Origin of the sequence: Paraburkholderia sp. RL17-347-BIC-D, assembly GCF_046027915.1 — a bacterium.
Lineage (GTDB): Bacteria > Pseudomonadota > Gammaproteobacteria > Burkholderiales > Burkholderiaceae > Paraburkholderia.
In genome coordinates, this window is sequence record NZ_JARESS010000014.1 from 14,270 (window position 1) to 32,923 (window position 18,654).

At 58.5% G+C, this 18,654-nt stretch carries 19 protein-coding genes; 12 read left to right on the forward strand and 7 right to left on the reverse strand.

Features of this window, described 5'->3' with window-relative positions; genetic code table 11:
* Positions 1–27: 27 nt before the first annotated feature.
* Entirely contained in the window at positions 28–951 is a 924-nt protein-coding gene (locus P0D96_RS20150) for a LysR family transcriptional regulator (RefSeq protein WP_408179263.1), read from the reverse strand.
* A 174-nt stretch (positions 952–1,125) separates the two neighbouring features.
* On the opposite strand from P0D96_RS20150, the gene catA reads away from it, so the two are divergent.
* The 6 genes from catA to P0D96_RS20180 all read left to right on the forward strand — a co-directional run bounded on the left by catA (position 1,126) and on the right by P0D96_RS20180 (position 6,350).
* Positions 1,126–2,061 carry a catechol 1,2-dioxygenase gene (catA, locus tag P0D96_RS20155; protein ID WP_408314996.1) on the forward strand — a complete coding sequence of 312 codons (936 nt, stop codon included), beginning with the start codon at positions 1,126–1,128 and terminating at the stop codon, positions 2,059–2,061.
* A gap of 112 nt (positions 2,062–2,173) precedes the next feature.
* On the forward strand, positions 2,174–3,532 hold the full coding sequence (locus tag P0D96_RS20160) for a Rieske 2Fe-2S domain-containing protein (protein WP_408314997.1): 1,359 nt from the start codon (positions 2,174–2,176) through the stop codon (positions 3,530–3,532).
* Positions 3,529–4,017 carry a benzoate 1,2-dioxygenase small subunit gene (gene benB, locus P0D96_RS20165; protein WP_408314998.1) on the forward strand — a complete coding sequence of 163 codons (489 nt, stop codon included), beginning with the start codon at positions 3,529–3,531 and terminating at the stop codon, positions 4,015–4,017. Before P0D96_RS20160 ends, benB begins: the two co-directional genes overlap by 4 nt.
* 39 nt (positions 4,018–4,056) lie before the next feature.
* The gene (gene benC / locus P0D96_RS20170) at positions 4,057–5,079 is read left to right on the forward strand and encodes a benzoate 1,2-dioxygenase electron transfer component BenC (protein ID WP_408179259.1); all 1,023 of its coding nucleotides are present in this window, start codon (positions 4,057–4,059) and stop codon (positions 5,077–5,079) included.
* Complete coding sequence (gene benD, locus P0D96_RS20175) at positions 5,076–5,852, forward strand: benzoate diol dehydrogenase BenD (RefSeq protein WP_408315000.1); 777 nt, start codon at positions 5,076–5,078, stop codon at positions 5,850–5,852. Before benC ends, benD begins: the two co-directional genes overlap by 4 nt.
* 99 nt (positions 5,853–5,951) lie before the next feature.
* A complete protein-coding gene (locus tag P0D96_RS20180; RefSeq protein ID WP_408315002.1) occupies positions 5,952–6,350 on the forward strand; it encodes a RidA family protein in 399 nt (132 codons plus the stop codon).
* 189 nt (positions 6,351–6,539) lie between these two features.
* Here P0D96_RS20180 and P0D96_RS20185 read toward each other — a convergent pair whose 3' ends face one another.
* Positions 6,540–7,463: a carbon-nitrogen hydrolase family protein gene (locus tag P0D96_RS20185; RefSeq protein ID WP_408280658.1), complete on the reverse strand. Its 924-nt coding sequence runs from the start codon at positions 7,461–7,463 to the stop codon at positions 6,540–6,542.
* Positions 7,464–7,544: 81 nt separating this feature from the next.
* Here P0D96_RS20185 and P0D96_RS20190 point away from each other — a divergent pair, with 81 nt between their 5' ends.
* Positions 7,545–8,456: a LysR family transcriptional regulator gene (locus P0D96_RS20190; RefSeq protein WP_408315004.1), complete on the forward strand. Its 912-nt coding sequence runs from the start codon at positions 7,545–7,547 to the stop codon at positions 8,454–8,456.
* Between the two features lie 71 nt (positions 8,457–8,527).
* Here the strand turns inward: P0D96_RS20190 and P0D96_RS20195 are convergent, their stop codons facing one another.
* Positions 8,528–10,519, reverse strand: coding sequence for an acyl CoA:acetate/3-ketoacid CoA transferase (locus P0D96_RS20195; protein ID WP_408315006.1), 1,992 nt, complete (start codon positions 10,517–10,519; stop codon positions 8,528–8,530).
* Between the two features lie 604 nt (positions 10,520–11,123).
* On the opposite strand from P0D96_RS20195, the gene P0D96_RS20200 reads away from it, so the two are divergent.
* Positions 11,124–11,378 (forward strand): hypothetical protein, encoded by a 255-nt coding sequence (locus tag P0D96_RS20200; protein ID WP_132375010.1) that lies wholly within the window; start codon positions 11,124–11,126, stop codon positions 11,376–11,378.
* A gap of 104 nt (positions 11,379–11,482) precedes the next feature.
* On the opposite strand, the gene P0D96_RS20205 is transcribed toward P0D96_RS20200, so the two are convergent.
* From P0D96_RS20205 to P0D96_RS20220, 4 genes are all read right to left on the reverse strand, one after another.
* Positions 11,483–11,767: a hypothetical protein gene (locus tag P0D96_RS20205; RefSeq protein WP_408179255.1), complete on the reverse strand. Its 285-nt coding sequence runs from the start codon at positions 11,765–11,767 to the stop codon at positions 11,483–11,485.
* A gap of 226 nt (positions 11,768–11,993) precedes the next feature.
* Positions 11,994–12,548: a fasciclin domain-containing protein gene (locus P0D96_RS20210; protein WP_408179327.1), complete on the reverse strand. Its 555-nt coding sequence runs from the start codon at positions 12,546–12,548 to the stop codon at positions 11,994–11,996.
* Between the two features lie 666 nt (positions 12,549–13,214).
* On the reverse strand, positions 13,215–13,583 hold the full coding sequence (locus P0D96_RS20215; protein WP_408179254.1) for a hypothetical protein: 369 nt from the start codon (positions 13,581–13,583) through the stop codon (positions 13,215–13,217).
* A 202-nt stretch (positions 13,584–13,785) separates the two neighbouring features.
* Complete coding sequence (locus P0D96_RS20220; protein ID WP_408179253.1) at positions 13,786–14,157, reverse strand: hypothetical protein; 372 nt, start codon at positions 14,155–14,157, stop codon at positions 13,786–13,788.
* A gap of 453 nt (positions 14,158–14,610) precedes the next feature.
* Between P0D96_RS20220 and P0D96_RS20225 the strand changes: the two genes are divergently transcribed.
* From P0D96_RS20225 to P0D96_RS20240, 4 genes are all read left to right on the forward strand, one after another.
* On the forward strand, positions 14,611–15,066 hold the full coding sequence (locus tag P0D96_RS20225) for a MarR family winged helix-turn-helix transcriptional regulator (protein WP_408179252.1): 456 nt from the start codon (positions 14,611–14,613) through the stop codon (positions 15,064–15,066).
* Positions 15,067–15,374: 308 nt separating this feature from the next.
* Entirely contained in the window at positions 15,375–16,154 is a 780-nt protein-coding gene (locus tag P0D96_RS20230; RefSeq protein ID WP_408179251.1) for an acetoacetate decarboxylase, read from the forward strand.
* An 18-nt stretch (positions 16,155–16,172) separates the two neighbouring features.
* Positions 16,173–16,955 (forward strand): 3-hydroxybutyrate dehydrogenase, encoded by a 783-nt coding sequence (locus tag P0D96_RS20235; RefSeq protein ID WP_408280364.1) that lies wholly within the window; start codon positions 16,173–16,175, stop codon positions 16,953–16,955.
* 10 nt (positions 16,956–16,965) lie between these two features.
* Positions 16,966–18,243 (forward strand): DUF3734 domain-containing protein, encoded by a 1,278-nt coding sequence (locus tag P0D96_RS20240; protein WP_408179248.1) that lies wholly within the window; start codon positions 16,966–16,968, stop codon positions 18,241–18,243.
* Positions 18,244–18,654 lie beyond the last annotated feature (411 nt).

Here is an 18,654-nt window from a genome sequence, read left to right on the forward strand (position 1 = left end):
CCCCATACCTCATGGGTATAGCGAATATCACCGCCCAAAATCGTTGGGAGGTGCATGGGGTATCTTTTCCTCCTCGTACAGCCGATAGATGAGTTCGAGCATTTCCCGAATGTCCCGCGACTCGTCTAGTGCGCGCATGCTCATGATGATTGGCGAAACCAGAGTAGGGTCGTCCAGTTCCTTGTAACTCACATCGTCTCGCTTCAGGCCGTACACACTACTCGGGACGACAGAAATTCCTTCCCCCGCTGCTACGAGGCCCAGCGCGATCTGCAACTCTCGTACTTCATATATCCGGCGAGGCTTGAGACCGCGGTCTTCGAATGCCGACAGCACCTGGTCTGCATAACTAGGGCGCGGCGTCTTAGGAAAAATAATCAGGGTCTCGTTGACCAGGTCGCTGAGAGCGAGGACGGGCTTGGCCAGCGAGAGCGGATGGCCCTCTGGGAATGCAACGATCATCTTCTCCTCGCGAAGAATCACCCGACGGATGTTCGCGTCCTCATGCCGAATGCGACCGAACCCGACATCGATCTGACCGTCCTTCAGCGCTCGAATCTGGTCCATCGTCGACATCTCGTGGAGGCTGAGTTCGACTGTCGTGTTCTCATCGCGGAAGCGCCGGATGATTTTGGGCAGCATGCCGTACAACGTCGAGCCCACGAAACCGACAGAGAGACTGCGCTCGATGTTGCCTACGCGCCGCGTCATGGATTCGAGTTCCGACGTTTGAGCCAGCAACTGGACGGCATGAGCGTAGAAGAACTTACCCGTCTCGGTGAGCTTCAACGGGCGCGAGTCGCGCTGGAATAGCTGCACCTCAAGAATCTCTTCAAGCTGCTGTATCTGACGGCTCAAAGGCGGCTGAGCCATGTTCAGCCGCTGAGCCGCGCGCGTGAAATTGCGCTCCTCGGCTACGGCGACGAAATAGCGAAGATGCCGCAGTTCCATTTCAATACCTCGCGGATATAGACCGATACTAAATCAGTGTTGGACGAGGCCTTCTGACGTCCATTATTCTGCATTCACACTCTGTTTCAGCACCCATTATACCTCTCAGGCATACTCGAACGGGCGCTAAACTAAGGGTTTACCCCATCAGAAAATAGAGATTCAGGAGCAGACATGAGCGTCAAAGTGTTCGATACGAAGGAAGTGCAAGACCTGCTGAAGGCTGCGGCTAACGTGGGTAGCCAGGACGGCAATGCTCGCGCAAAGCAGATCGTCAATCGCCTTTTGGGCGACTTGTTCAAGGCGATCGACGACCTCGACATGACGCCCGATGAAATCTGGGCTGGCGTCCACTACTTCAACAAGCTCGGCCAGGACGGCGAAGCTGCGCTGCTTGCTGCTGGTCTCGGTCTGGAGAAATACCTCGACATTCGCATGGATGCCGAAGACAAGGCGGCTGAAATCACCGGCGGCACGCCGCGCACCATCGAAGGTCCGCTCTATGTCGCGGGCGTGCCCGTGCGCGATGGCGTTTCGAAGATCGATATCAACGCGGACGAGGATGCCGGCCCGTTGGTCATCCGCGGCACGGTATCCGGTCCAGATGGCAAGCCGGTTGCAGGGGCGCTGGTCGAATGCTGGCACGCCAACTCGAAGGGCTTCTATTCGCACTTCGACCCGACTGGCGCGCAGAGCGAGTTCAATCTTCGCGGCGCGGTCAGCACCGATGTCGATGGCAAGTACGAGTTCCGTACGCTCATGCCGGTCGGCTATGGCTGTCCGCCGCATGGTGCGACTCAACAGTTGTTGAATGTGCTTGCCCGCCATGGCAACCGTCCGGCACACGTGCACTTCTTCGTCACCACCGACAAGTACCGCAAGCTGACGACGCAAATCAACATCGAGGGCGACCCGTTGATTTGGGACGACTTTGCCTACGCCACCCGCGAGGATCTGATTCCCCGTGTGGTCGAAAAGACCGGCGGCACTGCGCTGGGAATGAAGGCCGACGCGTATAGGGAAATCGAGTTCGACATCGAGTTGACTCCGCTGATTCAGGGCAAGGATAACCAGGTCGTCCATCGCCTGCGTGCATCTGCTACCGCCTGACCGCTAAACGCGGCCGCTGCGTCATACCCCTGCTGCCGCTCAATCCTTCGCAAGAATCTTTCGACACCGATGCGCGTGCCCCATAACCTGGAGCACGCGTAGGAGAGCACTCATGTCTGCAATTATCGACAAAGCCTCGCAACTTGATGAACTGCTGCACACGGCCGTTCAGGACGACAAGCAAAACGGTGTATTCCGTTGCCGCCGCGACATCTTCACGAACACGGATCTGTTCGAGCTCGAAATGAAGCACATTTTCGAGAGCAACTGGGTCTACCTCGCGCATGAAAGCCAGATTCCCGACAACAACGACTACTACACCACCTGGATTGGCCGCCAGCCTATCGTGATCACTCGCGACAAAAGCGGTGAACTGCATGCGGTCATCAATGCCTGCGCGCACAAGGGCGCGATGCTGTGCCGTAAAAAGCACGGCAACAAAGGCACTTTCACGTGTCCTTTCCACGGCTGGAGCTTCGCCAACACCGGCAAGCTGCTGAAAGTAAAAGATGTGAAGACCACCGAATACCCGGTGCAATTCAATACCAACGGCTCGCATGACCTGAAGAAGGTCGCACGCTTCCAGAGCTATCGCGGCTTCCTGTTCGGCAGCCTCAACGCGGACGCGATCGCACTGGAGGACTACCTCGGCGAGACCAAGGTCATCATCGACCAGATCGTGGACCAGGCCCCGGACGGGCTGGAAGTGTTGCGCGGCAATTCATCGTACATCTACGACGGCAACTGGAAGATGCAGATGGAGAACGGCTGTGACGGCTATCACGTCAGCACCGTGCACTGGAACTACGCCGCGACGATGGACCGGCGCAAGGTCGAGGGCACCAAGGCCGTGGATGCGAACAGCTGGAGCAAGTCGGTGGCCGGCGTGTACGGCTTCGATCACGGCCACATCCTGCTGTGGACCAAGACGATGAACCCGGAAGTGCGACCGGTCTATCAATACCGCGACGAAATCAAGGCACGCGTTGGCGAGGTGAAGGCGGACTTCATCGTCAACCAGACCCGCAATCTTTGTCTGTATCCGAACGTGTTCCTGATGGACCAGTTCAGCACGCAGATTCGCGTCGTGCGTCCAATCAGCGTGGACAAGACCGAAGTCAGCATCTTCTGTTTCGCTCCGAAGGGCGAGAGCGCCGCCGACCGGGCTACCCGCATCCGCCAGTACGAAGACTTCTTTAACGTCTCGGGTATGGGCACCGCGGATGACCTCGAAGAGTTTCGCGCCTGCCAGGCTGGCTATGCCGGCACCACTGCGTTGTGGAACGACCTTTCGCGCGGAGCGCCGTTGTGGGTCGAAGGTCCCGACGCAAATGCGAAAAGTATGGGCCTGAAGCCGCGCATCTCAGGCGAGCGCAGCGAAGACGAAGGCCTGTTTGTGTGTCAGCACGAGTACTGGGTGCACCAGATGCGCGACGCACTCAAAAAGGAACAAGGGGAGGCCCTGGTATGAGCTTCGATTACCAGAAAATTTGCGCCGCGCTGTTCCGCGAAGCGCGCCTGCTCGACGACCGAACATGGGACGGGTGGCTTGCCTGCTATACCGAGGACGTTACTTACTGGATGCCGGCGTGGGACGACGACGATCGGCTCACCGACGACCACGAGAGTCAGATCTCGCTGATGTACTACCCGGACCGTGGCGGCCTCGAAGACCGTGTGTTCCGCATCAAGACCGAACGCAGTAGTGCGTCGATGCCTGAACCGCGAACCAGTCACAACGTCACCAATGTGGAAGTGCTGGCCGAGCGCGAGAGCGAAGTGGACGTGCGCTACAACTTCAACACGCTCAGCCACCGTTACAAAACCACCGACCAGTTTTTCGGCACGATGTTCGTCACTCTGCGCAAAGTCAACGATGAACTGTTGATTTGCTATAAGCGCATCGTGTTGAAGGACGACTACATCCGCCAGGTGCTCGACGTCTATCACGTTTGAGTGCAAACATCCGCGGAAATGAGAAGTACAGGAGGCAAGATGTCCAGCTACAACATTGCACTGAATTTTGAAGACGGCGTGACCCGCTTCGTGACATGCAAGGCGGGCGAGAAGGTACTCGATGCCGCCTTTCGCGCAAAAATCAACCTGCCGATGGATTGCTCCGACGGCGTGTGCGGTACCTGCAAGTGCCGAGCCGAGAGCGGCAGCTACGACCTGGGCGACGATTACATCGAGGATGCGCTGACCGAGGATGAGAAGGACGGCGGTCTCGTACTCACCTGCCAGATGGTGCCGGAAAGCGATTGTGTCATTGCGGTGCCGGCATCTTCCACTGCATGCAAGACTGAGCAAAGCAAGTTCGCCGCGACCGTATCGAAGGTCGAAGCGCACAACGATGCGGCCATCGTGCTCGAACTGGATGTGTCGGCGAGCGTGCCGGTATTCCTGCCGGGCCAGTACGTCAACATTGACGTTCCTGGCAGCGGTCAGCACCGTTCATATTCTTTTTCGTCCGCACCGGGCGAATCGAAAATCAGTTTTCTGATCAAGAAGATTTCCGGCGGCGTGATGAGCACGTGGCTCGAATCCGCACAGGCAGGCAACAAGGTGGAATTGACCGGACCACTCGGCAGCTTCTATCTGCGCGCTGTTGAGCGGCCGTTGCTGTTCCTCGCCGGCGGTACGGGCCTGGCGCCGTTCCTGTCGATGCTTGAAGTGCTGGCTCGTGCGAATTCGCAGCAAAAAGTTCATCTGATTTACGGCGTAACGCGCGACCTCGACCTCGTGCAGGTCGATGCAATCGAAGCCTATGTGGCGAAGTTGCCGAATTTCACTTACAGCACCGTCGTGGCCGACACGGATTCGACTCATCCTCGCAAGGGGTGGGTAACGCAGCACATGCCGGCGGAGGCCGTCAACGATGGTGACGTGGACGTGTACCTGTGCGGGCCGCCGCCGATGGTCGATGCGGTGCGTAAGCATTTCGACGACAACGGTGTGAAGCCCAACAGCTTCCACTACGAGAAGTTCACACCTAACGCAGCGCCGAGGACGGCATGAGCACGCAACGATTCGCTGGCAAGGTCATGGTGGTCACCGGCGCCGCGCAGGGCATCGGGCGCGCGGTAGCGCTTCGCGCAGCCGCCGAAGGCGGCAGGGTGCTGTTCGTAGACCGCGCCGACTTCGTGTCGGAAGTCGCCGCCGAAGCGCACGGTGCGGACACAGCGGGGTTTGTCGCCGACCTCGAGACGTACGATGGCGCTGCGTCGGCGATGGCCTTCGCCGCGCGCACTTTTGGCGGCATCGACATTCTGGTCAATGGGGTGGGTGGCGCGATTCGCATGCGTCCCTTCGCCGAGTTCGAGCCTGCACAGATCGATGCGGAAATCCGTCGCTCTCTCATGCCGACGCTGTACGCCTGCCATGCAGTCTTGCCGTACCTGCTCAAGCGCGGAGGCGGGACTATCGTGAACGTGTCCTCGAATGCCACTCGCGGCATTCGCCGCGTTCCATATTCGGCGGCGAAGGGCGGTGTCAACGCGATTACGCAGTCGCTGGCGATGGAATACGCAGAGCACAACATCCGCGTGGTCGCCACCGCGCCGGGTGGGACCGATGCGCCGCCGCGACGCGTGCCGCGTAACTCTGTCGGTGATAGCGAGCAGGAAAAAGTCTGGATGGGTGAAGCGGTGAAGCAGGTCACTGAATCGACTTTCTTCAAACGGTACAGCAGCATCGACGAGCAGGCGGCGCCGATTCTGTTCCTCGCTTCGGACGAGGCAGGTTATATCACTGGCACTGTATTGCCGGTAGCCGGCGGTGACACGGGCTGATTCGTAACGCTGGAAGACCGGTGGCACGAAGAAACTCTCCACGCTATGCACCGGCGTGGGCAACCTATTGAGCTTTCCTCTTTCGTAGGAGACGTATGCATGAGCAAACGCGAAGCCATCATCCCTGCGGGGATGGAAGCGGTGTACGAGAAGATTCATTACGCTCCTGCGGTGAAGGTCGGCAACACGATTTACGTGTCCGGCCAGATTGGTCGAGATACGGCCATGCAACTGGTCGAAGGCCGCGAAGCGCAGATAGTCCGGGCATTCGAAAACCTCAAGCTGGTTCTGGCGGCTGCGGGTGCATCATTGAGCGATGTGGTTGACGTGACCACGTACCACACTGACATGCGCGACCTACCATTGTTCATGAAGGTGCGCGACCAATACCTGACTACGCATCCATTGCCGGCCTGGACGGCGGTCGGCGCGCACATGCTTGGCGGTGCGGCGGGTTACATTGTTGAGATCAAGGCGGTCGCTGTATTGCCTGATTAACTTTTGAAAAACCGACTAACGCTGACGGCGGATGGATGCTCGGCGCGGCCCGGCGACTGTCGAATGTCACACTTCGCTCAGCGTTCGTGTCATCGTGTCGCAGAACCATTGCTGAGCCGTTCGGACCGCTACCTCCACCGAATATCTGAATGACGCGATTAGGCCCCCGATCGCCTGGGGACATTTCGACTACGACTTGAACTCGACAGTTCGCTTGGCGCGCTCGTCGACGGACAGCGAGAACACGTCGGGCCGCGAGTAATGGCCCACCACGTCGAAGTCATATCGTGCGCGGACGAGCTCATCGGTGTCGATTTCAGCGACCACCAATCCGGTCTCGCCGCGGAGCGGACCTGCCAGAACTTCGCCCAAAGGGCCCACGATGAGGCTGCCACCGTTGATGAGCGGCCGGTTTTCATCCCACCCCGGCACTTCTATGCCGAGTTGTGCTGGCGAAGGTTGTACCTGACATGCGCTGATAACGAAGCACCTACCTTCGTGAGCGATATGCCGCATCGAGCACTGCCAGATGTCCCGCTCGTCCACCGTTGGCGCACACCAAACCTGCACACCCTTTGCATACATGGCCGTGCGCAGGAGCGGCATGTGATTTTCCCAGCAGATTGCCGTGCCCGCCACGCCGGCTTCGGTCTTCACGGCAGGCAAGGTCGAGCCGTCGCCTTGCCCCCAGATGAGTCGCTCCGTGCCCGTCGGCATCAGCTTGCGGTGTTTTGCCACCAGCCCGTCGTCTGGGTTGAAGAACAACGCCGTGCAGTAGAGGGTATTGCCCGCTCGTTCGATAACACCGATGACGATTGAAGCGCCGCACCTAGCCGAGAGGTCAGCGAGCGCTTGGGTTTCCTCGCCCGGCACGTCAATGGCGTTGTCGTAGTACCGCGCGAAAGCCTCGCGACCTTCCGGCAACCGGTAGCCAAGACGGGTGCCGAAAATTTCGCCCTTAGGGTAGCCGCCCAGCAACGCCTCAGGCATGACCACGAGCTTGGCGCCGGAGGCGCGAATCTGCTCTTCGAAAGAGAGGATGTGCTGCAGGGTCTGGGTTTTCCCTGCTGCAGAGGAACCGATTTGCAGCGCGGCGACTGTTGACTTGGACATGGCGTTTTCCTCGAGGAACGTTTGAGCCTGCATCTTTACCCGGATGTAAAATCGTGTGAATGCATATCGCCACTATTTGATATGAACAAGATTGATATCGATGCCGTCGACCTGAATCTCTTCAAGGTCTTTGAAGCTTTGTTCGAGGAAGGCGGAGCAAGCCGAGCTGCCATTCGGCTCAATCTGACCCAATCCGCGGTGAGCGCGGCGCTCGGACGGCTGCGCGAAGTGTTTTCCGACACCCTGTTCGTACGCACCGGACGAGGTCTTGCGCCGACATCGCGTGCAAAAGAGTTGAAACCACTGGTGAGCGAAGCGCTCGGCAAATGCCGTCAGACCGTCGCTATCGCCTGGCCCGATGCAACCTCGTTTCACGGCCGCTCGGTGTCGGTTGGGCTGTCCGATGACTTTGAGATTGCCGTGGGACGAGAGTTGATTGAACGCCTCGCGCAGAGCGCGCCGGGACTAAGGCTCATATTCCGGCAAACCCATAGTCAGATTGCCGGCGACGCGCTGGCAAATCGCGAAATGGACCTCGCATTGTTTGCGGGTGCGTCGTCCGGCCGAGGGCTCAACCATCGGGTTGTGGGTGAAGGCGATTACGCATGTCTGCTGGATGAGAAGCGCCGCGCGGCGTCTACTCTGACGCTTGATGAATACGTGTCTCGCGGACACATTCTGGTCTCTTCGGGCGGGGTCGTGGGGATAGTGGATGAGGGGCTGTCGGCACTCGGTCGACGGCGTAACGTCATAGCCTCAACAACACATTTTGCTTCCTTGCCGCATCTGTTGAAGGGCTCGCGTGCAGTCGCGACCATTCCGAGGCATGCAGCGCTGGCGATTTCCAGACTGACCGGGCTGATGCTTATCGAGTGCCCTGTAAAACTCCCGATTTACCCCATCGTACTTGCATGGCGGACCAGCTCGATGCGCGATTCCGCGGTGGTCAAGGTCCAGTCCGCGATTCAGGAAAGCTTTCCTCTCATCGTCTGATGGCAAGACGCGGCCAGAGTATTCGTCGTAGCCCGCGTCTTGGTTCCATCGTCATAAGCGCATCCGTCGGGCTAATGTGACTCGTGAGACGACGCCTCCTCGGGGCTCTCATAAATGTACGTGGCGACACTGCGCCGCTGCAGCGCGTCCCCCAGTTTCATTCGAAGGAAGCTGCTTGTCGTGTATCGAGTCACGTCCGAGTAATATCGGGCGACCAGGCCAGTCACCATTTCGGAATAGGCATCGATGACTTCGGGCGCTATCGAGAAATTGTCGTAGTTGACGATTGCGTGAGGCCGGACCTTGAGGCCGGACACCGCCCGTTCGACCTCAGCTCTGACTGCTTCAACGTCGTCAACAGTCGTGACCTTGTGGCCTTCGAAATTGATAAACAACATGTTTTTATCGGCGTCGTAGCTGAACCGCTCACTGAGTGTCAGCCTCAGCAGCATTGCTCGCAAACCCATCGGTTTATTGTCGAAAATGCGGGCGTCCATCAGGCGCGGCGGCGATTTGATGACAGGAGCGAAGCCCATCTGGGAAACGATGTCTCGCTGGAGGTCGACCCCCGGTGCAATCTCGACGAGTTCGAGTCCGTCAGGCGTCAGGGTAAAGACGCAGCGCTCCGTAATGTAGAGCACGGGTTGCTGCCGTTCGTTGGCGTAGCGACCGCCGAAGGTGCGATGTTCCACTGCGTCCACGAATTTTTGACTGACGCCATCCTGAAGAATTTGCAGGCGCCCATCTTTGATATTCACTTCCAGCTTGCCGGCGTTGAACGTTCCGACAAACACAACCCTCTTCGCCGCCTGCGAGATGTTGATAAACCCACCCGCGCCCGCCAGTTTTGGCCCGAACTTGCTCACGTTGAGGTTGCCTTCCCGGTCGACTTGCGCGAGCCCGAGAAATGCAATGTCCAGGCCACCGCCGTCGTAAAAGTCGAACTGGTAGGGCTGGTCGATGATGGCGTCGGTATTGGTCGCGGCGCCGAAATTCAAGCCCCCGGCAGGGATACCCCCGATGACGCCCGGCTCGGTTGTCATCGTGAAGAGGTCGCAGACATTTTCTTCGTTCGCGACGCTGGCAATCCCTTCCGGCATGCCAATCCCAAGGTTGACGACGCTATTGGCCATCAGCTCGAACGAAGCGCGCCGTGCAATGACTTTCCGCTCAGTCAATGCCATGGTCGGAATCGAACTTGTCGCAATGCGAAGCTCGCTCGCAAAGCCGGGGCTGTACGACTCGGCGAAGGTTTGCCAGTGGTTTTCCTGTTTTGCGACCACGACGCAATCGACCAGAATCCCAGGTATCTTGACCTGTCGTGGATTCAAGGTCCCTGACTCGGCAATGCGCTCGACCTGAACGATCACGATGCCACCGGAGTTGCGTGCGGCCATTGCAATGGCAAGCGACTCAAGGGTCAGCGCTTCCTTTTCCATCGTCACATTGCCGTTTGCATCGGCAGTGGTACCACGCACGATGGCTACGTCGACCGGAAATGTCTTGTACAGAAGGCAGTCAGCGCCGTTGACCGATATCAGGCTAACCAGGTCCTCGGTCGTGCGGGCGTTGAGCTTGCCGCCGCCGTTGCGCGGGTCGACGAACGTATCGAGTCCGACTGTGGACAAGTGACCTGGCCGATGCGCGGCGATGTCCCGAAACAGCTGGGAGATAACGCCTTGCGGGAGGTTATAGGCTTCGATGAGACCCTCAACGGCCAGACGTTGAAGGCCCGGAACGAGTCCCCAGTGACCACCAATGACCCGCCGAACCAGACCTTCGTGAGCAAGGTGATTCAGGCCCTTGCGGGCGCCGTCGCCCTGACCGCCCGCGTAGACTAGCGTCAGATTTCGGGGCGCGTCGCTATCCTCAGCGGTTGAGTCGAGGAACAACTGTTCAAGTGCGACGGCGATTTCTTCCGCAAAGCCAATGCCGACGAAGCCGCCCGTTGCCACCGTGTTGCCCGGACGAATCAGCCTGACGGCCTGCTGGGCACTGACGATTTTGCCTCGCTCGACGCTGTTCGCAGTGGCGAGAAACGGGTGTTGAAAGCCTGCGCTCATGATGTCTCCAAACCGCACCGTGGAGCCGGGCTCCGGCGCTATGTAGTTATTCGGACCTGCTGCAACTCGACTACGGGTTCTATGCGTTGGGTAGTGTGAAGGAGATTCATCGCCGGCGGGGAGCCGGCTTTGGGAATGAATTTGTGGCTCAATCGTAAGGGTACACGCCTCGCGCCGTCTATTTCGAACGTTGACGGAGGTACTGCGCGATGTACGCGTTAATCGTTGCCATCAAAGTCATCGATATCAAACCTAGCGTTTATGGAGCCAGCCGAAGCGCTGGTAGAGAAATTACAGAAGCGGCAGACGCTGGCACGCTGCGCAGCACAGAACGGGTGCCGCGTTGTTCATTTTCGTGCATCCGACCCGCGCAACTGCCCCGACCAGAACCAATAGCAAATGCAAAAATGAGCAAAAGACCGATTGCCGGTCGTTTGCTCATCCGGCATGCAACTTGCCTCTCAATATGCGGTGTCGTCAGTAACCCTAGTTTTCGCCGCCGGCTCGACGGGTTGATGCAAACGTCCGGGCCATGTTCGTTTTCTTCGGGAGAGCTAGCACACGAGCATCCACTTTAGGCAATCGGAAACCGCAGGAGGGCTTTATGTTTCGATCCACGCCAGTAGTTGCCAGCAAAACTGTCGGCGGCGAAAAGATTCACGCTGAATTCCTCTGCGATACGGGACGACTGCGAATTATCGGCGGCGTAACAGTGCGGGCAGAATGGTTTCCGCCGCATTCCTGGTTCGCCATTGCATCTGTTGCGGGATATAGCCGTTGGGGCACGCGGCCGGACGAGACGGACTTGCTGCGGCTCATCGAGAACTTCATGCGGTTACCAGGGCGGTCAGCTCTATGAGCAGACGGGCCGCAGACTTCCGTACCTGACGTAGCGAGCGCTTGCGAACCTGTTGCCGGGCGCGCAGACCATGAGTCTTCTGGCGCCGGCAAACTTTCAAGCAGTTACTGCCCAGTTTTTTTAGACATACTGCTGTCGTCGGGCGTCATGCCGGGCATATCTCTATGAGCCGTGTCCGCGCTCTTGCTCATGTCGCCAGGAACCCGATTCCAGGGGCTCGAGATGGGTTCGCTGTGATACGTCATCCCTGCGGTTGCGGCACCGTGAGCGCCGCCGCTGCCATTTCCACCATTGCCATTCCCGCCGGCCTGCGCAAGCGTCGCGGCGCACGCGCAGAGTGACGCGACAGCGACACGCGCGAACAGAACTTTTGTCGTCAACTTTTCCATGGTATTTCTCCTTTGATGCAGGCGCGTGCGTCAGCCACGCCAAAGTCTCGTAAGCCGCTAAACGCTGACTGGTTGCGCAGCGGCATATCGCAAGCAGCCACTCCAATGCAAACAGGGCAGACATTTGCTGCGCCCAGATGCGAGGCATGCGAGTGAGTCGGAGCCCGGCACCGAAAATGACGGCGTTACGCTGAATTCCAGCGTCTGACGCTGAGCGCTTCTCTTATTACTTCGGCATCAGAACCTTGTCTACGACCATGATGACGCCGTTGCTCTGGGTGACGTCATAGGTGGAAATGTCGGCAGTGTGGCCACTGGCATCCATTACTACGATGTTGTGCGGACCGTTCTCCGTGAATGTCAGTTCTTCTCCATTGACTGTCTTCAGTTCCGCCTTGCCGCCGCCCGCCTTGATGGCCTGATCGAGCTTGCGGAAGTCATAGCGCCCCGGAATGACGTGGTACGTCAGGATGCTGGTCAGCATCGTCTTGTTTTCAGGCTTGACGAGCGTATCGACCGTACCGGCGGGCAACGCAGCAAAGGCCTCGTTCGTCGGTGCAAACACCGTGAACGGGCCTGCACTCTTTAACGTCTCGACGAGACCTGCGGCTTTGACCGCGGCAACGAGCGTGGTGTGGTCGGCCGAGTTGACCGCGTTGTCTACGATGTCTTTGCTCGGGTACATGGCCTGACCGCCGACCATGACCGTGTCACTGGCTGCAAAGGCGCCTGATACCGCGGCAGACAGCGCGATAGCGACGAATATAGTCTTGTATTTCATGGTGTACTCCTCCAGAGTCGCCACGCGTAATTGCGTGGGTCTGACCGCATATACGGGGAATACTCGCGACTGGATTCGAAAACGGGATGCTCGCGACGACGCAGCCTGATGTGTCCCAGCCTTGATGCTGTCGGGAGGTCGGGCGCTGTTACTTCAACAAATCACGTCCAGTTGCAATCGGGGCGCGTCGCACCCGGAGCGTCCACGCGAGCCGAGTCGCATCATTGAATGGACAACGCGATGCATTGTCACAATCAGTTGATATACAGGACGGGCGATCCGCGAAGGAGATTGATTTGAACGTCCGAAAGTCAGCGTTACACGTCGAGAGCGCAACGAAACATCCATTTGAGAGCTGCTTCGTCGACCTTGGTGGGCACTCCGCGGAGCGAGCCCTCACTGTGCTCACTGCAGCGGTGCATGCTGCTCAACGTGAAATGAATGCCTTTGATTGGATTACAAGCGCACTTCCGGGTGCGACTCTCAAACCAGCTTTGGCATTCGGCACGGTGGGCGAACTGTATCGGTCATACACGAGACCTGCTGAGCTGGGACGCTTGAAATTAGTGCTGCGCTCCTGACCGCTGTCTGGCATCGAGGTCGCGGTAGCTCGCACGGACTGAGCGGTGCATGTCGCCGGTTTCTCGCTTGTTTGTGGCTGACGGTTCAATCCATGGCTGCGACACGCTTCACATAAGCGTCAATTTGCATGTCAATTAACGGTGTCACAGTCACTGCGACGGCTACGTCATCCGACGCAGGCAGTAACCCGGCAAATGCTGCGATGCCGGTCCCGCAGACCACCGCAACAGCGATAGAAGCGACGGCGACAAGTGAAGACGCACGCGCTGGAATGGAATTAGCGAAACCCTGCAAGCAGCTCATCATGGCAATCTCCCGTTGAGGCAGCCATAGTTGCAACGACCGTGCCGACGGAGATAGAAGTTTTCGGGCTGCCAATCCAGCCGGGCTGCCCGCCTTGTTGATGCCCGGCGTGAGCGTGCGAGCGGACGACTCGATGTTGGGTTCAGACAAACATTTCAGCTTATATGCCGTCTCCAAAGCCAACACTTCCGCGAAGCGGGCTAGGTTAGGTCAGTAATCGCCATTCATGCAGCGCGGAAGTACGATTTCGGGGACGTATGCAGGTCGGGTAGGGAAGAAAGGTTCGCTACGAGCGACCTGTGCACGCATTTCGAATGCGCTGGAGTTGTGCGGAGACAGTCACTCGTGCGCTCTAGCGTCGCCACCCCGGATGCCCGTAGTAGCCACGTCCATAATAACCACGTCCATAGTACCCACGGCCGTAGTACCCATGGCCGTAGTACCCACGCCCATAGTAACCAGGGCCGTAGTAACCGCGGCCGTAATAGCCTCGATATCCGCCGTACCAATAGGGATAACGATAGTATCCGGGCCAGGGGCGCGGTCCAAATATCACCGGCGGACCGTAGATGACGGGCGGCGGCGCATAGATAACCGGCGGACCGGCATACACGGGGCCCGCCACACCAATGCCGACGCCCACAGACACACCGCCCGCCTGCGCGAAGCCGGCCGCACCCGCGCCTAGCCCGACAGCGACCAGAAAACGAACGAACCTGTTCATTTGCGTTCTCCTCGCCTCGCGGCCCGTTCGAACGACTAGCGACGGCGCAACGAGGCATGGACAAATAGCGCTGAGTCCGCTTTCTATGGAGTTCAACACGCAGAGGCTCATACGTGAGGCCGGGTGGCCCCTTGTCTTTAGAGTCGACAGTTCCGAAGTCGTTCAAGGAGGACTGCAATGCGCGATTTTCCCGGATCGATGCGCGCATCACGTCGAAACGCCTGCGATGCTGCGCCCGGGCAAATCGGGAACGGCGCCGTTCGCGACGCCGGCCAGGTAAGTTACCGGCGACGTTGTGCGAAGGCGTCCCAGTGACATCCCCGCGAGGTCACAACATAAACATGTAATTACGGCGTCGGCCCCGCCTTGCTACCATCGCTCCTCCGAAGAGCAATGTTCAACGCAATCAGGGCTGCATGAATGCCAGTCACGACAACCGAATCGAGCCCTGCCTTGAACGGGGCGCGTCCTCACGGGGCCTCCGCCGATGTCGATTTTTCTTTGGTTCGCAACGTAGAATCGCGCCTTGTCAGAGCGCGCGCTGCCTTGCTGAGGGAGTTGAATCAGGCTTTCAGCAGCCTCGACCTCAGCGCAAATGAAGCGACCGTCCTGATGGCAATCGGTGAAAGTGTCGCCGACACACCTACGGGATTGTCTGAGGTGCTAGGCGTCGACTCGGGATTCATGAGCCGGTTGTTGGGCCGATTGGAGAAGAGGCTGTTGCTGCAGCGTTCCCGAGGCGTGGAAGACCGAAGAGTAGTAAGAGTCGCGCTGACGGAAGTGGGTGCCAGCATGTACACCCGCCTCGAGCAGATGACGCCCAGTCTATTGAGCGGACGATTCGCCAGACTCTCGCTTGCAGAACTGGTCGAATTGCATGGTCTGCTTGGAAAACTTATCGGCGAATAGAAAAGCGGCCACGACACAACCTGTGCACCGACTCAGCCGCCACATCGCCACTACGCGATGTCGGCGTGCGACTCCCAGTCGTATGCGCGGGTTCCCTTCGACGCCGAAATCCATCCTGCAACAATGTATTGCGAAGTTGCAACATGTGGCATCGAGGCAAGCATAAACACAGCTCAAACCTAAGCGGGATGGGCACTCGACGCCTGACACGTCAGTCATGGAATCGCCGTCCGCCATGTGCGCTTCGCTGAAACCCCCTATGACTTGCCTCTATGATGCTGCCTTCGTTATCCAAAGGAAGAATTGCTGTGACACTCGATGAAATCCGCGCAAATGCCTTCGCAATGCCGGTGCACAACCCGGCCTATCCGCGTCCACCATTTCGATTCCTCAACCGCGAATACTTCATCATTTCGTACGAGACCGACATCGATGCGGTTCGCGCGGTCGTGCCGGAGCCTTTGACGGTCGACAATGGTCTGGTCCACTACGAGTTCATCCGGATGCCGGATTCATCCGGCTTTGGCGACTACACAGAGAGTGGTCAAGTCATTTCGGTCCTGGATGAAGCCGGCCGGAAAGCCAGCTATACGCACGCGATGTACCTCGATGACGAAGGTCCGATCGCCGGCGGCCGGGAGATTTGGGGTTTCCCGAAGAAGCTCGCTTCACCCCGTTTATCCGTCGACGGAAAAGATACGTTGCTGGGCACACTCGACTATGGGACGCAACGGGTCGCTACCGGCACGATGGGCTACAAGTACCGCCCGCTCGATATCGAATCTGAACGCAAGAAACTCGCGGACACACCCAACTATCTGTTGAAGGTCATCCCCCATGTCGATGGCTCCCCGCGGATTTGTGAACTCGTACGTTTCTACTTGCGCGACGTTTCTGTGCTCGGTGCATGGGAAGGCCCCGCTGCGCTCGACCTGCACGCACATGCGTTGGCGCCGGTCGCTGACCTGCCTGTCAAAAGGGTAGTGGCGGCCAGGCACGTCATTGCAAATCTCACCCTCGATGTGGGCGAAGTCGCTTACGACTACCTCGCCCCGGCGGAAGCGCTGAAGCTCGCCGTGAACCAATAATTCAACAAGGAGCAAATTATGTCGTTGCAAGGAAAAGTCGCGCTCGTGACGGGCGCCGCAAGCGGTATCGGTGAGCAATGCGCGCGCAAGCTGGCTTCGGACGGCGCGGCCGTCGTCATTGCGGACCTGAATCTGGCAAACGCGCAGCAGGTCGCGGACAGTATCGTCGCCGCAGGTGGGAAAGCACTGGCCGTGTCGATGGACGTGACGAGCGAAGAAGCGGTCAACGCTGGTATCGAAGAAGCCGTCGGCAAACTCGGCAGCATCGACGTGCTGGTGTCGAACGCCGGTATTCAGATCGTCAACCCGATTGAAGACTACGAGTACTCCGACTGGAAGAAGATGCTGGCCATTCACCTGGATGGCGCATTTCTGACCACGAAGGCCGCTATCAGGCACATGTACGCATCCGGCAAGGGCGGCTCCATCATCTACATGGGCTCGGTCCATTCACACGAAGCCTCGAAGCTGAAGTCGGCTTACGTCACCGCCAAGCACGGCCTGCTGGGTCTTGCGCGCGTGGTCGCGAAAGAAGGTGGCTCGCGCGGTGTGAGAGCGAATGTCGTATGTCCGGGCTTTGTTCGTACTCCATTGGTCGACAAGCAGATTCCGGAGCAGGCGAAAGCGCTCGGTATTTCGGAAGCCCAGGTCGTTAAGGACGTGATGCTGAAGGAAACTGTCGACGGCGAATTCACCACCGTAGCCGACGTTGCCAAAACAGTCGCCTTCCTGGCGGGATTTGAATCAGCTGCACTGACGGGACAATCGATTGTGGTCAGCCACGGTTGGTTCATGCAATAAGGAGCCGACGATGCGCCGCAGTCAACGCAATACTTTAAAGCAACCGAATCATCTTGAGCTACCTTCCTACGACGAAATCGGTTTGGTCCTGCAGGGCGGTGGCGCGTTGGGTTCCTATCAGGCCGGCGTGTATGAGGGGCTTGCTGAAGTGGGTGTCGAACCCACCTGGATTTCGGGCATCTCGATTGGCGCCCTGAACACCGCCATCATCGCCGGCAATGCACCGGAGGATCGCGTCGAAGCATTGCGCGGCTTCTGGAGCACCATCTGTCAACCAGCGGACTTGCTGGGGCATGTCGGCGCTTTGGTGCCGACAGCGTTCGGGTTTCCAGACGTTGCCCGAAAATGGTCGAGTATGTGGGCTGCCGCTCGCGCTTTGACCGAAGGTCAGAAGGGCTTTTTCTCACCGCGTTTTTCCGCACACATCGCCGGCATTGCAAAGAAGCCGCCGACCGAAGTGAGCTTTTACGATACGACGGCCTTGCGCGCGACGCTCCTCAAGTACGCCAATTTCGACCGTATCAACGACGGTGACGTTCGCGTCTCCGTCGGAGCGGTCAATGTTCGCACGGGCAATCTGGTGTACTTCGATAACACGCAGACTCGCCTCGAGCCGGAGCACTTCATGGCGTCTGGCGCGTTGCCGCCAGGCTTTCCGGCGGTGGAAATCGACGGAGAATATTACTGGGACGGAGGTCTGGTCTCGAATACGCCGCTTACGGAAATCGTTCGGGAATGCCAGCACAAGGACGCGCTGGTTTTCCAGGTCGACCTGTGGAGCGCAGGTGGAACGCAGCCTGGCGATTTCCTCGATGTCGCCGAGAGGGCCAAGGACATTCAATACTCGAGCCGTACCCGCGCCATCACGGCCTTCGTGTCGCAGAGCCAGAAGCATGCTCGCCTGATCAAGGAACTGCTTGAACACATTCCGGAGAAAGTGCGGCGGACACACCCGCTAGTCAAGCAGGCACAGAAAGTGGCCGACGGTGGTGCGGTCAATGTCGTGCACCTCATCTACAAGAACAAGTTTTTTGAAGGTCACTACAAGGACTACGAATTCAGCAACGACACCATGGGAGAACACTGGGCGAGCGGCCTCGAGGACATCCGCCGCTCGTTCGGCAACCCCGACTGGTTCGAGATTCCAAGTCATGACCTCGGCTTCGTTACGCATGATGTCCATCGCCACGAGACTGGCCCGGTTCCAGTTTCCGATGCGTCCCAATCCGCGCCGCAAACGCCGGAGTTAGTTGACACGGTGACGAACGAACCGTCAGACGCCCATTAGAGTCGGCAAATGAGCGTCACGGGTGAGGATGCAGGCGGTTTTAAGCTGCTCGACGCACACGGAGACGCTCCTGTTTGCTGCGGATATAGTGGGCGCCGACCCAGGCAATTCCGCGATGACGATTGTTTTCGGCCAGGTATGGCCAAACATGCCGCAACCCTCTGGGCGCGAGAGGCGGCACGGTGAGATAGACTATCTGTCGGCGGCTATCGTGCTGCCTTCGATTTCAATCAGGTTCTCTGACTCATGAGGCAAGTGTCATGGACCGCACTAAATTCCTCCAAGCCACGCGACAGCTGGCTGCAGCCGCCGAGATTCTAGCCAGGTCCGGTGCTAAGGACTCGCGATCCGATGCGTCCCAAATGCTCGCATTTTTTCGCCAATACGACCGTCCTGGTCTCGACGCGAGTG

Excerpts from the sequence above, each read along its gene's own strand:
- P0D96_RS20150 (WP_408179263.1), bottom strand. The coding sequence starts at position 951 with ATGGAACTGCGGCATCTTCGCTATTTCGTCGCCGTAGCCGAGGAGCGC.
- P0D96_RS20235 (WP_408280364.1), top strand. The coding sequence starts at position 16,173 with ATGTCGTTGCAAGGAAAAGTCGCGCTCGTGACGGGCGCCGCAAGCGGT.
- benC (WP_408179259.1), top strand. The coding sequence starts at position 4,057 with ATGTCCAGCTACAACATTGCACTGAATTTTGAAGACGGCGTGACCCGC.
- benD (WP_408315000.1), top strand. The coding sequence starts at position 5,076 with ATGAGCACGCAACGATTCGCTGGCAAGGTCATGGTGGTCACCGGCGCC.
- P0D96_RS20200 (WP_132375010.1), top strand. The coding sequence starts at position 11,124 with ATGTTTCGATCCACGCCAGTAGTTGCCAGCAAAACTGTCGGCGGCGAA.
- P0D96_RS20205 (WP_408179255.1), bottom strand. The coding sequence starts at position 11,767 with ATGGAAAAGTTGACGACAAAAGTTCTGTTCGCGCGTGTCGCTGTCGCG.
- catA (WP_408314996.1), top strand. The coding sequence starts at position 1,126 with ATGAGCGTCAAAGTGTTCGATACGAAGGAAGTGCAAGACCTGCTGAAG.
- P0D96_RS20180 (WP_408315002.1), top strand. The coding sequence starts at position 5,952 with ATGAGCAAACGCGAAGCCATCATCCCTGCGGGGATGGAAGCGGTGTAC.
- P0D96_RS20185 (WP_408280658.1), bottom strand. The coding sequence starts at position 7,463 with ATGTCCAAGTCAACAGTCGCCGCGCTGCAAATCGGTTCCTCTGCAGCA.
- P0D96_RS20195 (WP_408315006.1), bottom strand. The coding sequence starts at position 10,519 with ATGAGCGCAGGCTTTCAACACCCGTTTCTCGCCACTGCGAACAGCGTC.
- P0D96_RS20210 (WP_408179327.1), bottom strand. The coding sequence starts at position 12,548 with ATGAAATACAAGACTATATTCGTCGCTATCGCGCTGTCTGCCGCGGTA.
- P0D96_RS20190 (WP_408315004.1), top strand. The coding sequence starts at position 7,545 with ATGAACAAGATTGATATCGATGCCGTCGACCTGAATCTCTTCAAGGTC.
- benB (WP_408314998.1), top strand. The coding sequence starts at position 3,529 with ATGAGCTTCGATTACCAGAAAATTTGCGCCGCGCTGTTCCGCGAAGCG.
- P0D96_RS20220 (WP_408179253.1), bottom strand. The coding sequence starts at position 14,157 with ATGAACAGGTTCGTTCGTTTTCTGGTCGCTGTCGGGCTAGGCGCGGGT.
- P0D96_RS20160 (WP_408314997.1), top strand. The coding sequence starts at position 2,174 with ATGTCTGCAATTATCGACAAAGCCTCGCAACTTGATGAACTGCTGCAC.
- P0D96_RS20240 (WP_408179248.1), top strand. The coding sequence starts at position 16,966 with ATGCGCCGCAGTCAACGCAATACTTTAAAGCAACCGAATCATCTTGAG.